We start from the raw sequence: 19331 nt of genomic DNA on the forward strand, positions 1-19331 counted from the left end.
GCCCAGCCCTGCGGGTTCGGGGTATTTCGGGCGGTTCGCTGCGTTGCAAACCGCTTGCGGTACCCGTACCGCGGCGCGCTTCGCGCCTTGCGCTCCATCCCGAACTACCCCGAACGCAAGCGTGAAATAAGTGTTAACAGGCCCTAGTCTGCCGTCTGCGGCGCCACCGCAGCGTCAACATCCTTGGGCTGCTTGGGTGCGAACAGCAGCTGCGTGCCCGCGAGGCGGTCATGCAGGAACTGGCGTTCACGATCCGCGAACGACCAGAAGAACGGCGCCAGGAACAGGCCGAGCGAGAACCACGCATACGGAATCATCTGCGCTTCGCGCCGGGCCAGAAACCACAGCGGAAACAGCGGCAGCCAGCAGAGCGCCGCAGCGACAAAGCGCACGGCGGCGGCGCGCCAGCTCACCGGGCCGCCATCGTGCGCCACCAGACGGATACGCCAGGTTTTCATTGCCAAAGTCTGGCCGCCACGGCGCCAGCACCAGGCAAAGTACAGGAACGTGATCGTGCTCAGGAAAACGAAATTGAGCGTGCGGCTCCATGCATGGGCCGCCACATCGGTAACCTGGGCCTGCATTGCAATCTGGTATGTGCCTTGGAACAGCGCCTGTGCAATCAACAACACCGGCACCAGCAGCAGCCCTTCGTACAGCCAGGCAAAGAAGCGGCGCCACCAGCCGGCCAGGCGGGGCAGACCGGCAGCGGCCGGCGCGTTGGTTTCAGACGTCATTGCGCTTTGGGAACGGGAGTACGGGTGCGCGATTGTGCCTGATGTTCGGCGTGCAGTCGCTCGATCGCGCGGCGCCGTTCATCCGGCGGCAGCGATTGCAGCCGTTTGTAATTGGCACGGGCGCGCTCGCGCTGCTCGGGTGTGAAGCTGGCCCAGCGCGCCACGCGCTCGCGGATGCGTGCCTGCTGATCCGGCTTGAGGGTGGGATAGCGCTCGGCCACCTTGAGCAAGCGCTCGCGCTGCTGCTCGGGCAAGGTATCCCACTGGCTGGCCAGCGGGGCCAGCACCTGGCGCTCGGGGGCCGTCAGCGCCTGCCAGGTCGGCGCGGCCAACGCGGTCGCGCTGGCGGCCAGCAAGGCAATACAGAGTGATTTCAGCGCGAATCGGCGGACCATGCGGGCTCTCGGGCGTTGATCAGCGACTCCAGCGGAATTTCATCAGACAGCAGGCGGGTTTCCAGCTCGGCGTCGAATTCGCGGGTTTCCATTTGCCAGATGGTGCCCACCACCGCCAGCGTACAGAGTGCCAGCGCGCTGGCCCAAGCTGCCGGGTGGGCATGCCAGTGACTGCTCACCCAGCCGGCCACACCGGCCCAGCGCGGTTGTGCCACGGCAGAGTGCGCCAGTGCCAATGCCTGCATCTCGCTCAGACGAGCCTGTGCCTTGGCCGACAGGGGCAGGCTGTCAAGTTGCTGTGTGATGCGCCGGGCAAACTCCGGCTTTGGCGATTTGGCTTTCATCGGGAAACCTCGTCTGATTTTGCGTACCGCGCCCAGTCAATACCGTGCTGCGCCAGCCATGCCGCAAGTGCGGCGTTGGCGCGCGAGCAATGCGTTTTCACGCTGCCTTCCGAACATCCCATCACGGCCGCCGTTTCGGCCACGTCCATCTCTTCCCAGTAACGCAACAGAAATGCTTCGCGTTGACGCAGCGGCAACTTGGCAATGCCCTCTTCGATCAGCGCCATCAGGCGGGCCTGATCATGCAGTTGTTCGGGGCTGGGGGCCACCGGCTGATTGGGCAGCCATTCCAGCGGATCACCGGCATCGGCGTCCGGATCGTCTGACTGGAAAGCCGAGAGCAGCACCGACCAGAAACCACGGGTTTTCTGGCGCCGGAAGTAATCGCGGATGGCATTCTGCAGGATGCGCTGGAACAGCAGCGGCAACTCTTCGGCCGGCTTGCCGGCATAGCGGTCCGCCAGGCGCAGCATCGCGTCCTGCACCAGATCGAGCGCAGCGTCTTCGTCCTGAACGGCAAACATCGCCTGGCGAAATGCCCGGCGTTGTACCTCGCTCAGAAAATCAGCCAATTCTTGCTGCGTGGCCAGACCTGCCTCCTCACATCTACGGGCTGCCGCCGCCATCGATGGGCCGGCATGGACAGGAACTCGGGTGCGCGGAGCGCCGCACACCGGCACAGCCCGGACACAAGCCCGGACCAGCGGGCGTCGATGCTAGCAAAGCTGTGCCGTTCAAGCCAGAAGAACTTGCCAGAAACGGGCCGATAAGCTATTTTCACCCGCTCACACCCAAAGCCACAGCTTTACCCGGCGCCCTACCCCGGGCGCCACACAACCGACCAGCAATGCGCTTACCCGCGCAGCCGTCGCGGCGCTTTCCACAAGAATGTCGCCCCGCAGCAAGCCCGGTGAGGGTTTCGACCCACCAAGACGAAGGGACAAGCGGCCTGCCGCCAAGACCGAACACCATGGGATGCCCGTGCCACCGCGCGAGTGTCCGGCCCGCCAGCACGCCCGCAGGCGGATCACCCGGTGAAGAGGCGCAGCAGCTCGCAGACTCGAACTGAATGGACGGCAGTGTTTTCCGCCCAAACTACGCACAGGGGTGCACCATGGAGATTTCAGGCGCTGAAATCGTCTCCCGCTGCCTTGCCGAGGAAAACGTCGAATTCGTATTCGGCTATCCGGGCGGCGCGGTTCTGGAAATTTACGATTCCATCTTCAAGCAAGAAAAATTCAAGCACGTGCTGGTTCGCCACGAGCAAGCCGCTGTCCACGCTGCCGACGCCTACTCGCGTTCGAGCAACAAGGTCGGCGTTGCACTGGTGACTTCCGGCCCGGGCGCAACCAACGCGCTGACCGGCATTGCCACCGCCTATATGGATTCGATTCCGATGGTGGTGATTTCCGGCCAGGTGCCGTCGGCGGCCATCGGCCTCGACGCCTTCCAGGAAGTGGACATGATCGGCTGCTCGCGCCCGATCGTGAAGCACAACTTCCTGGTGAAGGATGTGCGCGACCTCGCCGCGACCTTCAAGAAAGCATTCTATATCGCAGCCAGCGGCCGTCCCGGCCCGGTCGTGATCGACATCCCCAAGGATGTCACCATGGCCAAGTGCGAGTTCAGTTACCCCGAATCGGTCAGCATTCGCAGCTACAACCCGCCGGTCAAGGGCCATCCGGGCCAGATCAAGAAGGCGGCACAGCTGCTGGCCGATGCCAAGCGCCCGTATATCTATGTCGGCGGTGGTGCGGTACAGGGCGGTGCTTCCGCTCAGGTGACCGAGCTGGTGCGCCTCTTGGGCGTACCGTGTACCAATACGCTGATGGGCCTGGGTGCGCTGGATGGCACGGACCCGAACTTCGTCGGCATGCTGGGCATGCACGGTACTTACGAAGCCAACCTGGCCATGCAGTACTGTGACGTGCTGATCGCCGTCGGCGCCCGTTTCGACGACCGCGTGATTTCGTCGCCGAGCCAGTTCCTGTCCTCGCCGAAGAAGATCGTCCACATCGATATCGATCCGTCGTCCATCGCCAAGCGCGTCAAGGTCGATGTACCCATCGTCGGTGACGTGAAGTCGGTGCTGAACGACCTGATCGCGGTGCTGAAAGAACAGAACCTGCGCCCGAACCCGGATGCGCTGGCGCACTGGTGGAAGCAGATCGACGAATGGCGCAAGCCCAATTCGCTGCTGTACACGCCGTCGACCGAAGTCATCAAGCCGCAATCGGTGATCGAAGCGCTGTGGCAAGTCACCAATGGCGAAGCCATCGTGACGTCCGACGTGGGCCAGCACCAGATGTGGGCCGCGCAGTATTACAAGTTCCGTCGTCCCAAGCAGTGGATCAACTCGGGCGGCCTCGGCACCATGGGCTTCGGCCTGCCGGCCGCTATGGGCGCGCAACTGGCCAACCCGGATGCACAGGTGGCCTGCGTGACTGGCGAGGGTTCGATCCAGATGAACATCCAGGAACTGTCGACCTGCAAGCAGTACCACACCCCGGTGAAGGTACTGTCGCTGAACAACCGTTACCTGGGCATGGTGCGCCAGTGGCAGGAGTTCTTCTACGGCACGCGTTATTCCGAGTCGTACATGGATGCGCTGCCCGACTTCGTGAAGATCGCCGAGGCCTATGGCCACGTCGGCTTCAAGGTCGAGAACCCGGCCGATGTCGAACCGGTGCTGAAAGAAGCCTTCGGCCCGGCACTGAAGGAACGTCTGGTCTTCATCGACTTCCGTACCGATCAGCGCGAGAACGTGTTCCCGATGATCCAGAACGGCAAGGGCCTGAACCAGATGGACCTGCCGGAACACATGCGCGGCATGCAGCAGACGCCGTTCGAAAACAACCGTGATTACGGCAACCTGTGCTGAGGGAGGACGTGAACATGCGACATATTCTTTCCGTCCTGATCGAAAACGAAGCCGGCGCGCTGTCGCGCGTTACCGGCCTGTTCTCGGCACGCGGCTACAACATCGACTCGCTGACGGTGCAGACCACCGAAGACCCGACGCTGAGCCGCATGACCATCGTCACCCACGGTTCGGACGACGTGATCGAGCAGATCACCAAGCAGCTCAACAAGCTGATTGAAGTCGTGAAGGTCATCGACCTGAACGAGGCCGACCACATCGAGCGCGAGCTGATGCTGATCAAGGTACGCGCTGCCGGCAAGGATCGCGAAGAGATCAAGCGCACTGCGGATATCTTCCGCGGCCGCATCATCGACGTGACCGACAAGACCTACACCATCGAATTGACCGGCACCGGCAGCAAGCTGGATGCCTTCATCAAGTCGATAGATGCCGCAGCTATTCTCGAAACCGTGCGTACCGGTGCATCCGGCATTGCACGCGGTGAACGCATTCTGAAGATTTAACGGCGGGCCAGGGCAACTGCCCGCCCCGGAACAACCCCTGAAAGGAAAAGCAAAATGAAAGTTTATTACGATAAAGACGCCGACATCAGCCTGATCAAGGGCAAGCAAGTCACCATCGTCGGCTACGGCTCGCAAGGCCATGCCCACGCGCTGAACCTGAAGGATTCGGGCGTGAACGTCACCATCGCACTGCGCAAGGGCGGTGCTTCGTGGTCCAAGGCTGAAACTGCCGGCTTCCAGGTCAAGGAAGTGGCTGAAGCCGTGAAGGGCGCCGACGTGGTCATGATCCTGCTGCCGGATGAATCGCAGCCGGACGTGTATCACCGCGACATCGCACCGAACCTGAAGGACGGCGCTGCGCTGGCCTTCGCGCACGGCTTCAACATCCATTACAACCAGATCGTTCCACCGGCCAATGTCGACGTGATCATGGTTGCTCCGAAGGGCCCGGGCCACACTGTGCGTTCGGAATACCTGAAGGGCGGCGGCGTGCCGAGCCTGATCGCTGTGTACCAGGACAAGTCGGGCAAGGCCCGCGACGTGGCCCTGTCGTACGCTGCTGCCAACGGCGGCACCAAGGGTGGCGTGATCGAAACCAACTTCCGCGAAGAAACCGAAACCGACCTGTTCGGCGAACAAGCCGTGTTGTGTGGCGGTGCGGTCGAGCTGGTGAAGGCTGGCTTCGAAACCCTGACCGAAGCCGGTTACGCGCCGGAAATGGCTTACTTCGAGTGCCTGCACGAACTGAAGCTGATCGTTGACCTCATGTACGAAGGCGGCATCGCCAACATGAACTACTCGATCTCGAACAATGCCGAATACGGCGAATACGTGACCGGCCCGGAAGTCGTGACTTCCGCGACCAAGGAAGCGATGAAGAAGGCGCTGTATCGCATCCAGTCGGGCGAATACGCCAAGATGTTCATCCTGGAAGGCAAGACCAACTACCCGGCCATGACTGCCCGCCGTCGTCTGAACGCCGTGCACCCGATCGAAACCGTCGGTGCAGAGCTGCGTGCAATGATGCCGTGGATCGCCAAGAACAAGCTGGTTGACCAGTCGAAGAACTAATCCGGAACGGATACGGTTCTACCCAAACGGCCAGCCACAAGCTGGCCGTTTTTCATTGCAGCGGAGCACACCATGATCCCCAGCCTTGCCACTCCCCGCCTGACCCTGAATGCCTTCACGCCAGCCGATGGCCCGCGTGTTGAACACTTGGCCGGGGCATTCGAAATTGCCGACACCACGCTGTCCATCCCGCATCCCTACCCGGCCGGCGCCGCCGTGGAATGGATCGCTGGCCATGCCGATGCCTGGGCCGGGCAGCGCCAGCTTTGCCTGGCCATCCGCTTGCGCGATAGCGGCGAGCTGATCGGCGCGTGTGGCTACCCGCAGCTGCAAATGGGCCATCAGGCCGAGATCGGCTTCTGGATCGGCGCGCCGTACTGGGGGCAGGGCTATGCCACCGAGGCTGCACAGGCGCTGGTTGATCATGCCTTTGCCACACTCGACCTGCGGCGCGTGCATGCCTGGCATCTGGCGCGCAATCCGGCCTCGGGCCGCGTGCAGCAGAAAATCGGCCTGCAGCCGGAGGGCATGCGCCGGCAACACGTGGTGAAATGGGAGAAAGCAGAGAACGTGGTGATGTACGGGCTGCTGCGCGAGGAATGGCTGGCGCTGCGCGCCAGCCGATGACCGTCAGAACGCAGCGAACTCGGCTTCGTCCACCGCCTCGTCACCCGAATCCAGCGTCAGCGGGCGGGCGGACTCGTCATTGAAGTACTGGCGTTCGGCACGCAGCGGCACGCGCTTGTCGGCCAGTGGTGAACGCTGGCCGGTACGGAAGAAGCCGACCACCTGCTGCAGCTGCTGCGCCTGCGCGCTCATTTCCTCGGCCGTGGCCGACAATTGCTCGGAGGCCGATGCATTCATCTGCGTGGTTTGTGCCAGCTGCGTGACGGCACTATTGATCTGCGTGAGGCCGGTGGTCTGCTCGCGCGATGCGGCAGAAATTTCCTGCACCAGATCAGCCGTCTTGCGGATGGCCGGCACCATTTGCCCCAATAGCTCGCCAGCCCGTTCGGCCAACTCCACGCTGTCGGTCGCCAGCGTGCCGATTTCCTGCGCAGCGATCTGCGAGCGCTCGGCCAGCTTGCGCACCTCGGCCGCCACCACGGCAAAGCCCTTGCCGTGCTCGCCGGCCCGCGCCGCCTCGATGGCGGCATTGAGTGCCAGCAGGTTGGTCTGATACGCAATGTCGTCAACGATGCTGATCTTGCCGGCAATCTGCCGCATGGCGGCTACGGTCTGCTTCACCGCGTCGCCGCCATCGCCAGCGTCGGTGGCCGACTGGCTGGCCATGCCATCGGTCACGCGGGCATTCTCGGAATTCTGCGAGACCGTTGCGGTGATTTCCTCGACCGCAGCGCTGGTTTCCTCGACATTGGCCGCCTGCTCGGACGCATTCTGCGACAGCGACTGCGCCGAGGCCGACACTTGCTCCGAGGCCGAGGCCAGCGAGCCGGCCGATGCCCCCACCTCACCTATCACCTGGCGCAGCTGCTTCACCATCTGGCGTATGCTGTACAACATGCTGATGGTGTCGCCCTGCCGCACCGGCACCTGCATGGTCAGATCGCCCTTGGCGATGCGGGCCAGTATCTGTGACCCTGTCTGCAGCTGCTGGATCAGCTGCTGTACGTTGTACATCATGCTGCGCGTGTCCCCCTCGCGCAGTTGCACGTTCACCGAGGTATCGCCATCGGCTACCTTCTGCATGATGCGCATGGCTTCGACCGGCTCACCACCGATCTGGCGCACGATCATGCGGGTCACGCCAAAACCGATGACCAAGGCGAGGATGAAGCCACCAATCATTGCTCCATTGAGCATACGGCCCATTTGCGCGGTCAGCACCGCCGATTCGGCATTCACCTTCTGCGCGGTTTCATCATTCACCTTGACCAGTTGCGCCACCGTGCCCAGCAGTTGATCGAAAGCCGGGCGCGTCTCATGCCGGACGGTGCTGATGGCCAGCTCATGATTGCCCGCGTGCTGCAGCTCGAGCACCTTCTTGGCGGAGGCGCGGTATGTGGCCAGCTGTGGGCCGTACAGCGCAATCAAGCGCTTTTCTTCATCCACCAAAACGGTTTTGGTATAGGCGCCGAAGGTTTCGTCAACAATGCGTTCGGACTCCCGGTTCTGATCTGCCACCCGGGCAGACTCGGCCGGATCGTTCAGCACGATGTCGACATAGAGACGCCGGTAGTGCTGTACAACCTCTTGCTGCACCCGGCCCAGATCACGCACCGGCACCAGCCGGTCCGTATACATGCTGTCCAGCATGCCGTTTACCTGGCGCAGCTTGTCCGTTCCCAGCATGCCGATTGCCACCGAAACCAACGCCACCAGCACAAATGCGGTGATCAACTTGGTCATCAATCTCATGTTTGCCAGCCACTGCATTGCCATCTCCTTGCTGCATCCAGATACGGGCCAATTCCTTACAAGTCCGCCATGAAAAACCCGACTTTCAGCCTAGTCAATACAACAGTGTTTTCAATTCATATCGGGCAATTGATTACTCAAACCTGATGGAACAATCAAAAAACTGCCGCTCATCCCGCTGACTCGCGGGCTTGCCACTGCCGCTCAAGAATTATTTTCGATGGCTGTGTCATATACGCCGGGGCAGGTCGACCTAAGCTGCAGGAGGCACGTTTGCCTCTGTCTGTAACCCCCCATCTGGAGATCGACCATGAACAAGCAAATTCTCGCCGCTTCCGCACTGACCGCCATTCTGGGCGTGACCCTGGCAGCACCGGCATTCGCAGCCGAGCAGGAAAAGTGCTACGGCATCGCCAAAGCCGGCCAGAACGACTGCAAGGGCAACAGCCACTCCTGCGCCGGCCAGGCCAGCAAGGACAACGACCCCAAGGAATTCAAGGCCGTGGCTGCAGGCACCTGCACCAAGATGGGCGGCATGCTGAAGGACATGTAATCAGCGGCATTCACCCCCGGTCTCACACGATCTGAAACAGCCTTTTCCCTGCCCTTATCTGGAGTCACCATCATGAACAAGCAAATCCTCGCCGCATCCGCCCTGACCGCCCTGCTGGGCGCAACCCTTGCCATACCTGCGCTGGCTGCCGAGCAGGAAAAGTGCTTTGGTATCGCCAAAGCCGGCCAGAACGACTGTAAAGGCAACAGCCACTCGTGCGCTGGCCAGGCCAGCAAGGACAGCGACCCGAAGGAATTCAAGGCCGTTGCTGCCGGTACCTGCGTCAAGATGGGCGGCACGCTCAAGGCCATGTAATCCGGCCGCGTGCTCACGGCCCGGCCATCATGCCGGGCCGCCCCCTCTCAACCGCCAAGAAACCACCATGACCCACACACCCCTCGCCCCCCTTGCCGGCCTCGGCCTGCGCTCGCCCCACATTGCCGATGTGCTGGCGCAGCGCCCTGTCGTGGCCTGGTGGGAGGTGCACAGCGAGAATTACTTTGGTGGCGGCGAACCGATTGCCGCGCTGGAGGCCATCCGCGCCGATTACCCGGTCAGCCTGCATGGCGTCGGGCTGGGGCTGGGCAGTGTCGATCCGCTCGACGAGCAGCATCTGCAGCAACTCAAGCAGCTGGTGGACCGCATCCAACCGGCGCTGGTGTCCGAACATCTGTGCTGGAACCGCCACCAGCAGCGCTTTTTCAACGATCTGCTGCCGGTACCGCGCCTTGAAGGTGCACTGCCGCTGCTGGCTGCGCGCATTGCGCAGGTGCAGGACGTACTGGGTCGGCAATTGCTGATCGAGAACGTATCCAGCTACGTCGCCTTCCAGCATGAACAGTGTACCGAGGCCGAATTGCTGGCCGAGCTGGTCGCCCGCACCGGCTGTGGCGTGCTGCTCGACGTGAACAATCTGTACGTGAACACCCTGAATCTGGGCAGCGATGCGCTGGCCGAGATCAATTACCTGCCCATCGGTTGCGTGGGTGAAATCCATGTCGCCGGTTTCGAGACCGTTGATGGCGTAACCATCGATACGCATGGCGCCCCCGTGTGCGCCGAAGTCTGGGCCTTGCTGGATGCCGCGCTGCAGCGCTTCGGCCCGCTGCCAGTGTTGCTGGAGCGCGATTGCAATCTACCGCCACTGGCCGGGCTGCTGGCCGAATACCGCGAGCTGGCCGCGCACATCACCCGCACCACGCAGCCGGAGGCCGTGCCATGCTGAGCTATGCCGAGGCCATTGCCGACTTCGCGCACGCGCTGAACGACACCGACCATCAAGCACAGGCGCTGAGCGACGCCAGCCGCGAACGCATTGCGGTTTATCGCAACAACGCGCGGCTGAACCGTATCGACGCCCTGCCTGCCGCCTTCCCTACCGTGGCGGCACTGGTCGGCGACGATTACTTCCGCGCGCTGGCGCGCGAATACGTGAAAACCACGCCGGCGCTGTCAGCCAACCTGCATGACGACGGCGCCGGGCTGGCCGGTTTCATTGCCGGTTTCGCCCCCGCGCGTGATCTGCCTTATCTGGCCGACGTGGCCCGGCTGGACTGGGCCATGCACCGCGCCTATTACGCCGACGATGTTGCCGCGCTCGACCCGCAGCGGCTGGCTGCACTGGATGGCGACGGCTTCATGCGCGGACGCCTGCGCTTGCATCCTGCCGTCGCACTGGTGCAGTCCACCGACTGGCCGATTGCCGACATTCTCGCCATGCATCAGGGCGGGCCGGATGCCGCGCTGGCGGCTGGCGGGCAAGCGGTGCTGGTCTGGCGCAGCAGGGCCGGCGTACAGCACACCCGGCTCGACGACGTGCACTGGCTGGCCGCCCTGCTGGCAGGCCAAGCCGTGGGCGACGCACTGGCACTGGCACACACCGATCCCAACCCCGTACTGGCCCGCTTGTTTGCCGATGGCCTGATCTGTGACTTCGAGGACACCACACCATGAAAGCCCTGCACCTTGCCTGCCGCCTGTATGGCTGCTTCGAAAAACTGGCGGCAGCACTGCAACCGCTGTTTGCCCTTGTCGCGCGCATCTACATTGCGCGCGTGTTCTTCCTGTCCGGCCTGACCAAGATCCGCAACTGGGACGGCACGCTCTACCTGTTCCGCGAGGAATACCACGTGCCCGTGCTGCCACCAGAGGTGGCCGCAGTGGGGGGTGCGGCTGGCGAGCTGATCCTGCCCATCCTGCTGGTGCTGGGCCTGGGCGGACGCTTTGCCGCTGCGGGGCTGTTCATCCTGAATGCGGTGGCGGTGATCTCCTATCCGGGGCTGGAGGCCATCATGATCAAGGACCATGTGCTGTGGGGCGTGTTGCTGGCTTATCTGCTGGTGCACGGCCCGAATCGCTGGTCGCTGGACAATGCGATCAAATGCCGACAGCATTGCAAGACCCCTACGCCCCCGACGGAAGCCGCTTGACCGACGCCACCACCTGGCATGCCGATGCCGACTACCTGAACAAGCTGCGCCGCGACCTGCTGCGCTTTGCCCAGCTGCAATTGCGCGATACCGCGGCCGCCGAGGATGCAGTGCAGGAGGCACTGGCGGCGGCCTGGGCCGGCGAGCAGACCTTTGCCGGACAGTCGCAGCACAAGACCTGGGTGTTCGGCATTCTGCGCCACAAGCTGATCGATACCTTGCGCCGCAAGCAGCGCACCATCAACCTGTCGGCGCTGGGTGACGAGGTCGAAGGCGAGGAAATCCTCGACAGTCTGCTGTTCGACGAATCAGGCCACTGGGCGCAACACAGCAAGCCGCAGCCGTGGCCCAAGCCGGAAACCGCGCTGCAGCAAAAGCAATTCTGGCGGCTGTTCGAGGCTTGCCTCGACAACCTGCCCGAGCAGACCGGCCGCGTATTCATGATGCGCGAGTTCCTCGGGCTGGAAACCGGCGACATCTGCGATGAGCTGACCGTCAGCGCCAACCATTGCAGCGTGCTGCTTTACCGTGCGCGGCTCAAGCTGCGCACCTGTCTCAGCGAAAAAGGCTATGGCGAGGAGGACTGCGATGGCAAATTGTAAAAAGGTGTCGCGCCTGATCTCCGACGCGCAGGATCGCCCGCTCAAGCCCGGCGAATGGCTGCTGGTGAAAACCCATCTACCCATCTGCAGCAACTGCCGCAACTATCGCAACCAGATTGCCGTGCTGCAGGAGGCCACGCGGCAGCTGCGCGATGGCGAAGCATTGAGCATGAATGACGATCTGAGCTAGGAACCTGTTGGCGATCTGGCTGCGAGGCGTTGATCGGGTGCTGCCACGGCTCAATCAGCCGGCTTGCGTACCTGCCGCGTCTGCGGCGCCTGCGGCCCCCCCCGCCGTCTGCGCACTGGCAGCATCGCCGGCCTGCAGCATCTTGTCGATGGCTTGCAGGTCGCGCCCGGCATCGTCGGAATCCCGATTATGGCCATGCTGCAATTGCGAGCGCACCAGCGCCAGCAGCGCCTTGAGCTTGCCGGATACCTCGCGCACCATACTGCGATCCTTGGTGGATTGCTCGTCGCTCTCGCTGCCCACGGTACGGCCTATGCCCTGATGCCCGGCGGCGTCCTTGTCCTGTGGCTTGTCCCCGGCCTTGTCGTCACCATCGCTGCTGCCTTGTTCTGCCTCGCGGCTGCTGGCACTGGCATCGGCGGCGGCATCACTGGCCTCGGCAGCGGCACTGGCCGCCGCGGCGCTTTCTGCCGGCGCGCTGGCATCGCCTTCTGGCGCGGTCGCGCCGGCATCGGCAGTCTGCCCGCCCGCCATGGTGGGGTTGGGCACCGAAACGGCAGAGCCACCACCACCAGACAACTCGGCCGCAGCCGAACGCAACTGCTGCGCCAGCATGCGGATTTGCTGTGCCATCGCCTTGGCCGCTTTCGGATCAAGGCTGGTGGCAAATTTCTGCATCTGCTCGATCTGCTGCTTGATCTGCGCCACACGGGCACGCGCGGCTGTCTTGCGCTCCGGCGACGCACCAGACAAGCCCTGCTTGAACGAGGACAGCAGATTGCGGTAACCATCATCAATCTTCGAGTTGCCCAGGGTGACGATGGTGGACGGGCGCAACGCACTGGTATCCACCTTGATGGCACCACTGGCAGCTTGCTGCACAGCGGCGTGCACTTGCGGTTGAGGTTGGGGTTGGGGCTGGGACTGGGGCTGAGCGGTCGGCCACTGCACACCCGGCTGGCTGGCGCTGATCTTCATATTTGGTACCGGTTGGTATGTATGCATTTTATATCGACCAGCTTGCCAGATACTTAAGAAATTTACATGCATCACGACAACAAAAAACCCGCCAGCGGGCGGGTTTTTTGCTGAGTCATATTGCTTACTGCCACGGCGTGGTGAGTTCGATCCACTTCTGCGCGGTATCGAGCTTGATCGGCGAATACACCTGGTAATAGATATCCAGCACGCTGTTGCTCAGCGGGTCGGTATTGGCAGCGGTGTAGCCACGCGATTTGTAGTAGTGGTACGCCCCCTGCGCATCGATGCGGTAGACCAGCGCGTTGGCCTGATAGGTGCCGGCGCTGGACCACTGGCTGTAGCCATTGATCGGGTCTATGTGCGGCGGGATAGGCTTGAGCGTATCGACCAGTGCCAACGGTGAATCGGCGCTGACGCGGAAATCGTCGAAATAGGTGTATTGATCGGTCGCCGGCGCCCAATCGGTGCTGGAGCCACCGAAGAAGGTATCCATCTTGATCGCCGATACACCCACTGCCGCCGCATTGCGGAACAGCAGGCCGCTTTGCTGCAAGGTCAGCACGCCGTCGATCCACTGGCGGAATTCGCCATTCGACGCACCGGCATCGTTGATGATGACCTGCTGCGTGAGCGTGTACCACACGCCCGGCTTGAACTTGGTGGCCACGGCGTAATAGTCGCCGCACTCTTCCTTCTTGCCCGGGTAGTACTGGTAGCTGAAGGCCACGCCGTTTTCACGCCACATCATGCGGGTGGTGAAACCATCGAAGGTGCCGTTCTGGATGCAGCCGGTGGGCGTATCGCCCCCGCCCAGCCCCGGCAACTTGCCACCCTTGACCCAGGTAAAGGCATTGTCGAAGCGCACCTTGTATTGCAGCCACAGCGATTTGTAGACGCCACCCAGCGGGGCATCGAAGGTCATGGCCGAATCGCCGCCGATCTGCCCGGCCAGATAGGTGACGCGCAGCACCTTGTTGGTGCTGTTGTCCGGGTCGGCCACGATGGACAGTCGGCCGGCCGCCACGCCGGTCGAGCTTTGCGGCGCAATGCCCCAGTCATTCTGGAAGGCGCTGGCGCTGTAGAGGCCGATGCTGTCGTTCTGGAAGGTGTTCTGCAGCACCCAGCTGCCCGGTACGCTGGTGGGCGTCGGGCTGGGGACAGTCGTGGGCACTGGTGTAGCTGTCGGCGCCGGTGTGGCCGTCGGTGCGCTAGTCGGGGCCGGTGTTGCGCTTGGTGCCACGGTCGGAACAGGCGTCGCCGTCGGCAATACAGTCGGTTGCGGCGTTGCGGTTGGTTGTGGTGTTGCGCTCGGCACCGGGGTCGCCGTCGGTTTGGGCGTAGCAGTCGGGGCAGCCGTTGGAACCGGCGTTGCGGTTGGCACCGCAGTCGCGCTACCGCAAGCGCCGAAATCCTGCCACGGCTTGCCATCACCGGAATTGCTCGCGGGCACCTCGCCCTGTGTCCACCACTTGGCCTGATAGGCGCGGCCGTTATACAGCACCATGCTGCCGGCACCGTAGGCAACGGCGCTCTGCCATGCCGCATAGCAACCGCCAACCGGCACAGGTGTCGCGCTTGGCTGCGGCGTAACTGTCGGGGCAATAGTGGGGGTCGGGGCCGCTGTTGGTGTTGTGGTCGGTACTGGCGTGGCGGTAGGCGCAGGCGTCACCGTCGGCTTGGGCGTTGCCGTCGGAACCGGCGTTGCAGTCGGCTTGGGTGTTGCGGTCGGGGTTGCGGTCGGCACCGGTGTCGCACTGCAGCTACCGCCGGTCTTCCACAATGTCGGCGTGGCTCCCGGGTTCCAGTTGGTACCGGTGTAGGCGGTGTGGGTGCTGAGTGCGGTGTAGCTCTGACCGTTGTAGGTCACCACATCGCCGGCCTGATAGGTATTGCCCTCGGCCCAGTTGCCGCGGCAAGCCGCGTGGGCGTCAAGCGCCAACAGCGCGGCAAACGCTGCCGCGCCAAGCATGATCTTGCGCATAAGTCCTTCTCCATCCCGGCCAACCGTGGAGCGGTGCCGTTTTTTATGTAAGCCAGCTCATGGCGGCTGGATGGCGCAAGCGTGCATCAGTAAGAAATGATCGTCAATCCAGCAGTTGATCGCGCTGTCATGAAAACGACAGGCGGCCAGCTTGCCCACGCAAACCAGCCACCTGTGTATGAAAAATACCGTTCAATCAACGGGCTAGCCATGCCGGCGCAATGCCGGTGCCGCGCCCGAGGTGATAGCCGAAGGTGATATTGAGCATGCCCAGCGGCTCCAGCAGGCGGGCATTGCGCAGCGGGCCGGCATCAACCGCCGCGTAACCCAGGCTGGTGATGAAATCACCCACCTGCTGCCGGGCAGCCGCATCGTCGCTGGCGGTAAACACCTGCAGCGGCCGGCCGCCGACTTCGGCGCTGCCGTCAAACATCTGCGCGAACACGGTATTGAATGCCTTCACTACCGCAGCCTGCGGCGCCAGGCGCTGGATTTCCTCGGCGGCCGACGTGGTATGGCCGATGGCCAAGCCACTGAAATCCGCCGTCACCGGGTTGCTGATGTCGATCACCACCTTGCCGGCCAGGCCGCCGGCGGCGCGCACCACCGCCTCCGCCGCACCGAACGGCGTAGCCAGGATGACCAGATCGGCACTCGCCACGGCGGTTGCTACCGTCGCCCAACCGGAGCCGACTGCTTGCGCGGCGGCTTGTGCCTTGGCGGCATCCTGTCCGGCCAAGGTGACCTGATGCCCGGCCGCCAGTGCACGCTTTGCGATGGCGGAACCCATATTGCCGTAACCGATGAGGGTGATATTCATGTCCTGCTCCTGGGATGATCCGGCGAGATGCCGGAAGCGATGGAGCCAGTGTGATCCGATTGCATTGCGCGATAAACGCGCCAAAATGCAATGGTTAATAACGGATGGCGGGACAATCTCATGGACAGGCTGGCGGCAATGCAGGTGTTTGCCAAGGTGGTGGAGGCGGGCAGCTTTGTACGCGCGGCCGAGCAGCTGGATATCTCCACCACGGCAGCCTCGCGACTGGTGGGCGAACTGGAAAACCACCTGAACGCGCGCCTGCTGCAACGAACCACGCGCAAGCTCAGCCTCACCGAGGCTGGCCGTGCCTATTACGAGCGCGCCAGCCAGATCCTGGCCGATCTGGCCGAAACCGAAGCCATGCTGGACAGCGAAACCGCGCAGCCGGCCGGAGTGCTGCGGCTGAATGCGCCGGTAGCCTTCGGCGTGCGCCATCTCGCCACCATTTTGCCGCGCTATCAGGCGCAATACCCGCAGGTGAAAATCGAGCTGACGCTATCCGACCGCACGGTTGATCTGGTTGAGGAAGGCTACGATCTGGCGCTGCGCATCAGCAGCCAGCTGGCCGGCAATCTGGTGGCACGCCGGCTGGCGCCCATTCGCGTGGTGGCCTGTGGCGCCCCCGCCTATCTGGCCACGCACGGTGCTCCACACATCCCGGCCGATCTGTCCACGCACAACTGTCTGATCTACACCTATGGCTCGATTGGTGACGAATGGCGCTTCAGCCGTGATGGCGTGGCGCAGTCGGTCAAGGTGGCGGGCAGCCTGCGCGCCAACAACGGCGATTTGCTGGTGGCCGCCGCCTGTGCCGGCGCCGGGCTGATCCACGAGCCGACCTTTCTGGTCGGCGCCGATCTGGAATCCGGCCGCTTGCAACAGGTGCTGGCCGACTATCAATCACCCGAGCTGGCCTTGCATGCGGTCTACCCCAGCCGGCGGCACCTGTCGGCCAAGGTGCGCAGCTTCATCGACTTTCTACTGCTTGAATGGGGCGATGCCCCGCCGTGGGATGCGTGGCTGAACACGAGATAGCGCCTGCCGGGATGCAGCGCTTATCGCGCGCCTTTCGCCGCAGCTATTGCCTCGTTCGTCCAGCGCAGCAGCTCGGCGCTGTCTTCAAACAGCTCGGCCGGTGCAGAAAAATACTTGCGCACCTGAACACGGCCGTTTTTGGTGGCATACGAAAAGGCTTCCGAGCCAGCCTGCTCGTATTTGCTGCGGGTCTGGTCATTCACGCAAAAATACAGCGTATTGCCCATCACCATGGCGAACTGCGTACCACCATGCTTGAAGGCATGGCCGCCAAAGAACTTGCCATCAGCCAGCGGGCCTAGCGCTGCAAGTTGCTCCCTGACGTATGCAACGAATTCCGGACTGGCACTCATGCTTGCTCCTGTAGCCTGGCTGCCGCCCGGATGGGCAGCACGGCCATGATACGGGCATGCCATTGCAAACGCGCAATCAGCCGCAACTTGCCACCGCCCATGGCAATGCACACAAGCCGTACGGCAGCGCCCCAAAAGGAAAAGAGCGTGCCTTGGCACGCTCTTTGTCGCGGGATCAGCCGACCGAACCGATCCCGTCCAGCCATCAATACGCGGCAGTAAAGCGCTTCTGGATGTGCTTGGGTGCTTCGATTTCATCCAGCATGGCCACGGCCAGGTCGGCAGTGCTGATCTTGGCCGGCGCGGCACCGTCGAACAGCGGTTCTTCCAGACCCAGCCGATACTTGCCGGTGCGCTCGCCCGGCTCCAGCAGGATGGCCGGCGACAGGAAGGTCCAGTCCAGCGTGGTTTCGGTCTTGATCAGGTTCAGCGCTTCGCGCGCGCCCAGCGCGCCTTCCTTCCACTGCGCCGGGAAATCAGGCGTATCTACCAGTTGCAGACCCGGCGCCACGTACAGGCTGCCGGCACCGCCCACCACCAGATAACGCTTCACGCCGGCTTGCTTCACGCCCTCGGTGATGGCGCGATAGCCCTGCAGGAAGCGCTCGCGGATGTTGTCCACCGTCCAGCCCGGGTTGAAGGCGCTGATCACTGCGTCATGGCCGGCCACGGCAGCGGCCACTTCGGCCACGTTGTAGACGTCGGCCTGTTTGGCGGTCAGCTGTGCGTGTTGGGGCAGCTTGTCGATATTGCGCACGATGGCGGTTACTTGATGACCGCGCGCCAGCGCTTCCTTGACGACTTCGCTACCGACATAACCAGTGGCACCGATAATGGCGATTTTCATGTTGTGGCTCCTTGTTGTAGAGGGCATTGCGATTGGGTACGGCGCCATCATGCGCCAGCCATTGCCGGCAATAAACTAGACAATAAAGAATTTACAGTTCACAAAAACAGAACAAATCCGTTGCCACACAGGTACCTGCCTGCAGCGCTGTGAACAGCGGCACGGCGCGCAGCCGACACGTGCCACGTACCGCTGTGCAAACCCGCATGCTTATCGCATGCTGGCGCATTCGTGACCGGGGCAATGAATGAACGCAACAATTCGGCACACACTGTCAGCACTATGGCTGGTCGCCGCCGGTTTTGCCGGCGCGGCCGATCAATGCCCTGCCGGGGTGCCGACACATGGCCGCTATTACAACGAATATGGCTTTACGGTGCGCATTCCATCCGGGCTGCGCGGCCTGTGGAATTCGGTGGGGTGCGTGCAGGGTGACGATGGCTGCACGTGCATGAGCGACCACGGCCGCTATCTGCCGCTGGATGGTGGCGACAACGGCATCGACATTTTTGCCGCCTATAACGCGATGTTGTACGAATCGCTGCACGACGCAGTGCAGGCCGAACTCGGCTTTGCCCGCGACCGTGCGCGCCATCGGCGCATCAAGGTGCTGTCGCTGCGGCCGGCACGGCTGGGCGCACTCAAGGCCGTGAGGCTGGTGCTGCAATACCGCAGCAAGGACGACGGCCGGCTCATCATCCGGGATCAGGTGCCGGCACTGCGCCGCATCATGGCCAACAGCAGCGAGCCCTCGCATTTCTACAATGTTGCACTGTCCTCGGACAAACAACACTATGCCGCGCATCGCCCGCTGCTGGAGCAGGTGCTGGCCAACTGGCACACGGCCAAGGCAGACATGGACTAGGTGCTGACACGCCCGTGACCCGTCCTGAATTAGGTTGACACCCAAAACAGCTGGTTTGAACCCGCATTATCCTGCCAACGACGCCCGGTGCACCGCATCGGGCGTTTGCATTTGCAACGACAGATGCGGCCGCTCATGGTTATAAATCGCGACCGACTCACCCACCATCCGCCGGGCCTGCGCAAGGTCCGCAGGCCGCTGCAACAACAACTCCGTCTTGAGAATGCCATTCACTCGCTCTGCCAGCGCATTCTGGTAGCAATCATACCCATCCGTCATCGAGCAGATCACCCCATGCTGCCGATGCAGCTTCTGGTAGTAACTCGAGCAGTACTGCACACCACGATCCGAGTGATGAA

At 62.8% G+C, this 19331-nt stretch carries 24 protein-coding genes; 13 read left to right on the top strand and 11 right to left on the bottom strand.

The genetic code is table 11. The features are described 5' to 3' along the window. Window positions 1-143 precede the first annotated feature (143 nt). From B9A19_RS20750 to B9A19_RS20765, 4 genes are read right to left on the bottom strand one after another with little or no spacing between them, the layout of a single operon-like run. Window positions 144-737: an RDD family protein gene (locus tag B9A19_RS20750; protein ID WP_084093066.1), complete on the bottom strand. Its 594-nt coding sequence runs from the start codon at window positions 735-737 to the stop codon at window positions 144-146. Continuing rightward, entirely contained in the window at window positions 734-1132 is a 399-nt protein-coding gene (locus B9A19_RS20755; protein WP_084093067.1) for a DUF3106 domain-containing protein, read from the bottom strand. The genes B9A19_RS20750 and B9A19_RS20755 overlap by 4 nt, the downstream gene beginning before the upstream one ends. Beyond that, window positions 1111-1476: a DUF3619 family protein gene (locus B9A19_RS20760; RefSeq protein ID WP_084093068.1), complete on the bottom strand. Its 366-nt coding sequence runs from the start codon at window positions 1474-1476 to the stop codon at window positions 1111-1113. The genes B9A19_RS20755 and B9A19_RS20760 overlap by 22 nt, the downstream gene beginning before the upstream one ends. Beyond that, window positions 1473-2102 (bottom strand): RNA polymerase sigma factor, encoded by a 630-nt coding sequence (locus B9A19_RS20765; protein ID WP_084093069.1) that lies wholly within the window; start codon window positions 2100-2102, stop codon window positions 1473-1475. The genes B9A19_RS20760 and B9A19_RS20765 overlap by 4 nt, the downstream gene beginning before the upstream one ends. A gap of 488 nt (window positions 2103-2590) precedes the next feature. Between B9A19_RS20765 and ilvB the strand changes: the two genes are divergently transcribed. From ilvB to B9A19_RS20785, 4 genes are all read left to right on the top strand, one after another. Then, a complete protein-coding gene (ilvB, locus tag B9A19_RS20770) occupies window positions 2591-4357 on the top strand; it encodes a biosynthetic-type acetolactate synthase large subunit (RefSeq protein WP_084093070.1) in 1767 nt (588 codons plus the stop codon). 14 nt (window positions 4358-4371) lie between these two features. After that, entirely contained in the window at window positions 4372-4863 is a 492-nt protein-coding gene (ilvN, locus tag B9A19_RS20775) for an acetolactate synthase small subunit (protein ID WP_084093071.1), read from the top strand. A gap of 54 nt (window positions 4864-4917) precedes the next feature. Next, window positions 4918-5934: a ketol-acid reductoisomerase gene (ilvC, locus tag B9A19_RS20780; protein WP_084093072.1), complete on the top strand. Its 1017-nt coding sequence runs from the start codon at window positions 4918-4920 to the stop codon at window positions 5932-5934. A 72-nt stretch (window positions 5935-6006) separates the two neighbouring features. Next, window positions 6007-6561, top strand: coding sequence for a GNAT family N-acetyltransferase (locus B9A19_RS20785; RefSeq protein WP_084093073.1), 555 nt, complete (start codon window positions 6007-6009; stop codon window positions 6559-6561). A 3-nt stretch (window positions 6562-6564) separates the two neighbouring features. Here the strand turns inward: B9A19_RS20785 and B9A19_RS20790 are convergent, their stop codons facing one another. Next, window positions 6565-8337, bottom strand: coding sequence for a HAMP domain-containing methyl-accepting chemotaxis protein (locus tag B9A19_RS20790; protein WP_308418229.1), 1773 nt, complete (start codon window positions 8335-8337; stop codon window positions 6565-6567). 286 nt (window positions 8338-8623) lie between these two features. Between B9A19_RS20790 and B9A19_RS20795 the strand changes: the two genes are divergently transcribed. The 7 genes from B9A19_RS20795 (at window position 8624) to B9A19_RS20825 (ending at window position 12087) form a co-directional block, all read left to right on the top strand. Then, complete coding sequence (locus tag B9A19_RS20795) at window positions 8624-8866, top strand: BufA1 family periplasmic bufferin-type metallophore (protein WP_084093074.1); 243 nt, start codon at window positions 8624-8626, stop codon at window positions 8864-8866. Window positions 8867-8938: 72 nt separating this feature from the next. Then, window positions 8939-9181 carry a BufA1 family periplasmic bufferin-type metallophore gene (locus B9A19_RS20800; protein WP_084093075.1) on the top strand — a complete coding sequence of 81 codons (243 nt, stop codon included), beginning with the start codon at window positions 8939-8941 and terminating at the stop codon, window positions 9179-9181. Window positions 9182-9248: 67 nt separating this feature from the next. Continuing rightward, the gene (gene bufB, locus B9A19_RS20805; RefSeq protein WP_084093076.1) at window positions 9249-10091 is read left to right on the top strand and encodes an MNIO family bufferin maturase; all 843 of its coding nucleotides are present in this window, start codon (window positions 9249-9251) and stop codon (window positions 10089-10091) included. Then, window positions 10085-10819: an HvfC/BufC family peptide modification chaperone gene (locus B9A19_RS20810; RefSeq protein ID WP_084093077.1), complete on the top strand. Its 735-nt coding sequence runs from the start codon at window positions 10085-10087 to the stop codon at window positions 10817-10819. Before bufB ends, B9A19_RS20810 begins: the two co-directional genes overlap by 7 nt. Then, the gene (locus B9A19_RS20815) at window positions 10816-11295 is read left to right on the top strand and encodes a DoxX family protein (RefSeq protein WP_084093078.1); all 480 of its coding nucleotides are present in this window, start codon (window positions 10816-10818) and stop codon (window positions 11293-11295) included. Before B9A19_RS20810 ends, B9A19_RS20815 begins: the two co-directional genes overlap by 4 nt. Then, the gene (locus B9A19_RS20820) at window positions 11292-11897 is read left to right on the top strand and encodes a sigma-70 family RNA polymerase sigma factor (protein ID WP_217807138.1); all 606 of its coding nucleotides are present in this window, start codon (window positions 11292-11294) and stop codon (window positions 11895-11897) included. Before B9A19_RS20815 ends, B9A19_RS20820 begins: the two co-directional genes overlap by 4 nt. After that, window positions 11884-12087, top strand: coding sequence for a zf-HC2 domain-containing protein (locus B9A19_RS20825; protein WP_084093080.1), 204 nt, complete (start codon window positions 11884-11886; stop codon window positions 12085-12087). Before B9A19_RS20820 ends, B9A19_RS20825 begins: the two co-directional genes overlap by 14 nt. Window positions 12088-12141: 54 nt before the next feature. Here B9A19_RS20825 and B9A19_RS20830 read toward each other — a convergent pair whose 3' ends face one another. The 3 genes from B9A19_RS20830 to B9A19_RS20840 form a co-directional block, all read right to left on the bottom strand. Further along, window positions 12142-13065: a hypothetical protein gene (locus tag B9A19_RS20830; protein ID WP_084093081.1), complete on the bottom strand. Its 924-nt coding sequence runs from the start codon at window positions 13063-13065 to the stop codon at window positions 12142-12144. Between the two features lie 124 nt (window positions 13066-13189). Continuing rightward, complete coding sequence (locus B9A19_RS20835) at window positions 13190-15049, bottom strand: polysaccharide lyase (protein WP_084093082.1); 1860 nt, start codon at window positions 15047-15049, stop codon at window positions 13190-13192. Between the two features lie 196 nt (window positions 15050-15245). Continuing rightward, complete coding sequence (locus B9A19_RS20840; protein ID WP_281249592.1) at window positions 15246-15953, bottom strand: NADPH-dependent F420 reductase; 708 nt, start codon at window positions 15951-15953, stop codon at window positions 15246-15248. A 36-nt stretch (window positions 15954-15989) separates the two neighbouring features. Here B9A19_RS20840 and B9A19_RS20845 point away from each other — a divergent pair, with 36 nt between their 5' ends. Further along, the gene (locus tag B9A19_RS20845; RefSeq protein ID WP_084093084.1) at window positions 15990-16907 is read left to right on the top strand and encodes a LysR family transcriptional regulator; all 918 of its coding nucleotides are present in this window, start codon (window positions 15990-15992) and stop codon (window positions 16905-16907) included. 20 nt (window positions 16908-16927) lie between these two features. Here the strand turns inward: B9A19_RS20845 and B9A19_RS20850 are convergent, their stop codons facing one another. Both B9A19_RS20850 and B9A19_RS20855 read right to left on the bottom strand, forming a co-directional pair. Further along, on the bottom strand, window positions 16928-17260 hold the full coding sequence (locus tag B9A19_RS20850) for a TfoX/Sxy family protein (protein WP_084093085.1): 333 nt from the start codon (window positions 17258-17260) through the stop codon (window positions 16928-16930). A 205-nt stretch (window positions 17261-17465) separates the two neighbouring features. Beyond that, on the bottom strand, window positions 17466-18107 hold the full coding sequence (locus B9A19_RS20855; protein WP_084093086.1) for an NAD(P)-dependent oxidoreductase: 642 nt from the start codon (window positions 18105-18107) through the stop codon (window positions 17466-17468). A 247-nt stretch (window positions 18108-18354) separates the two neighbouring features. Here B9A19_RS20855 and B9A19_RS20860 point away from each other — a divergent pair, with 247 nt between their 5' ends. Continuing rightward, window positions 18355-18972 carry a hypothetical protein gene (locus B9A19_RS20860; RefSeq protein ID WP_084093087.1) on the top strand — a complete coding sequence of 206 codons (618 nt, stop codon included), beginning with the start codon at window positions 18355-18357 and terminating at the stop codon, window positions 18970-18972. Between the two features lie 66 nt (window positions 18973-19038). On the opposite strand, the gene B9A19_RS20865 is transcribed toward B9A19_RS20860, so the two are convergent. Then, on the bottom strand, window positions 19039-19331 hold a 293-nt coding region (locus B9A19_RS20865; protein WP_139799033.1), incomplete at its 5' end, for an integrase core domain-containing protein.

Source organism: Andreprevotia lacus DSM 23236 (assembly GCF_900176275.1).
In the GTDB taxonomy this organism is placed as follows: domain Bacteria; phylum Pseudomonadota; class Gammaproteobacteria; order Burkholderiales; family Chitinibacteraceae; genus Andreprevotia; species Andreprevotia lacus.

What these genes read in the sequence shown, in the direction of transcription:
- B9A19_RS20750 (WP_084093066.1), bottom strand. Translation starts at nt 737, where the DNA reads ATGACGTCTGAAACCAACGCGCCGGCCGCTGCCGGTCTGCCCCGCCTG.
- B9A19_RS20755 (WP_084093067.1), bottom strand. Translation starts at nt 1,132, where the DNA reads ATGGTCCGCCGATTCGCGCTGAAATCACTCTGTATTGCCTTGCTGGCC.
- B9A19_RS20760 (WP_084093068.1), bottom strand. Translation starts at nt 1,476, where the DNA reads ATGAAAGCCAAATCGCCAAAGCCGGAGTTTGCCCGGCGCATCACACAG.
- B9A19_RS20765 (WP_084093069.1), bottom strand. Translation starts at nt 2,102, where the DNA reads ATGGCGGCGGCAGCCCGTAGATGTGAGGAGGCAGGTCTGGCCACGCAG.
- ilvB (WP_084093070.1), top strand. Translation starts at nt 2,591, where the DNA reads ATGGAGATTTCAGGCGCTGAAATCGTCTCCCGCTGCCTTGCCGAGGAA.
- ilvN (WP_084093071.1), top strand. Translation starts at nt 4,372, where the DNA reads ATGCGACATATTCTTTCCGTCCTGATCGAAAACGAAGCCGGCGCGCTG.
- ilvC (WP_084093072.1), top strand. Translation starts at nt 4,918, where the DNA reads ATGAAAGTTTATTACGATAAAGACGCCGACATCAGCCTGATCAAGGGC.
- B9A19_RS20785 (WP_084093073.1), top strand. Translation starts at nt 6,007, where the DNA reads ATGATCCCCAGCCTTGCCACTCCCCGCCTGACCCTGAATGCCTTCACG.
- B9A19_RS20790 (WP_308418229.1), bottom strand. Translation starts at nt 8,337, where the DNA reads ATGGCAATGCAGTGGCTGGCAAACATGAGATTGATGACCAAGTTGATC.
- B9A19_RS20795 (WP_084093074.1), top strand. Translation starts at nt 8,624, where the DNA reads ATGAACAAGCAAATTCTCGCCGCTTCCGCACTGACCGCCATTCTGGGC.
- B9A19_RS20800 (WP_084093075.1), top strand. Translation starts at nt 8,939, where the DNA reads ATGAACAAGCAAATCCTCGCCGCATCCGCCCTGACCGCCCTGCTGGGC.
- bufB (WP_084093076.1), top strand. Translation starts at nt 9,249, where the DNA reads ATGACCCACACACCCCTCGCCCCCCTTGCCGGCCTCGGCCTGCGCTCG.
- B9A19_RS20810 (WP_084093077.1), top strand. Translation starts at nt 10,085, where the DNA reads ATGCTGAGCTATGCCGAGGCCATTGCCGACTTCGCGCACGCGCTGAAC.
- B9A19_RS20815 (WP_084093078.1), top strand. Translation starts at nt 10,816, where the DNA reads ATGAAAGCCCTGCACCTTGCCTGCCGCCTGTATGGCTGCTTCGAAAAA.
- B9A19_RS20825 (WP_084093080.1), top strand. Translation starts at nt 11,884, where the DNA reads ATGGCAAATTGTAAAAAGGTGTCGCGCCTGATCTCCGACGCGCAGGAT.
- B9A19_RS20830 (WP_084093081.1), bottom strand. Translation starts at nt 13,065, where the DNA reads ATGAAGATCAGCGCCAGCCAGCCGGGTGTGCAGTGGCCGACCGCTCAG.
- B9A19_RS20835 (WP_084093082.1), bottom strand. Translation starts at nt 15,049, where the DNA reads ATGCGCAAGATCATGCTTGGCGCGGCAGCGTTTGCCGCGCTGTTGGCG.
- B9A19_RS20845 (WP_084093084.1), top strand. Translation starts at nt 15,990, where the DNA reads ATGGACAGGCTGGCGGCAATGCAGGTGTTTGCCAAGGTGGTGGAGGCG.
- B9A19_RS20850 (WP_084093085.1), bottom strand. Translation starts at nt 17,260, where the DNA reads ATGAGTGCCAGTCCGGAATTCGTTGCATACGTCAGGGAGCAACTTGCA.
- B9A19_RS20855 (WP_084093086.1), bottom strand. Translation starts at nt 18,107, where the DNA reads ATGAAAATCGCCATTATCGGTGCCACTGGTTATGTCGGTAGCGAAGTC.
- B9A19_RS20860 (WP_084093087.1), top strand. Translation starts at nt 18,355, where the DNA reads ATGAACGCAACAATTCGGCACACACTGTCAGCACTATGGCTGGTCGCC.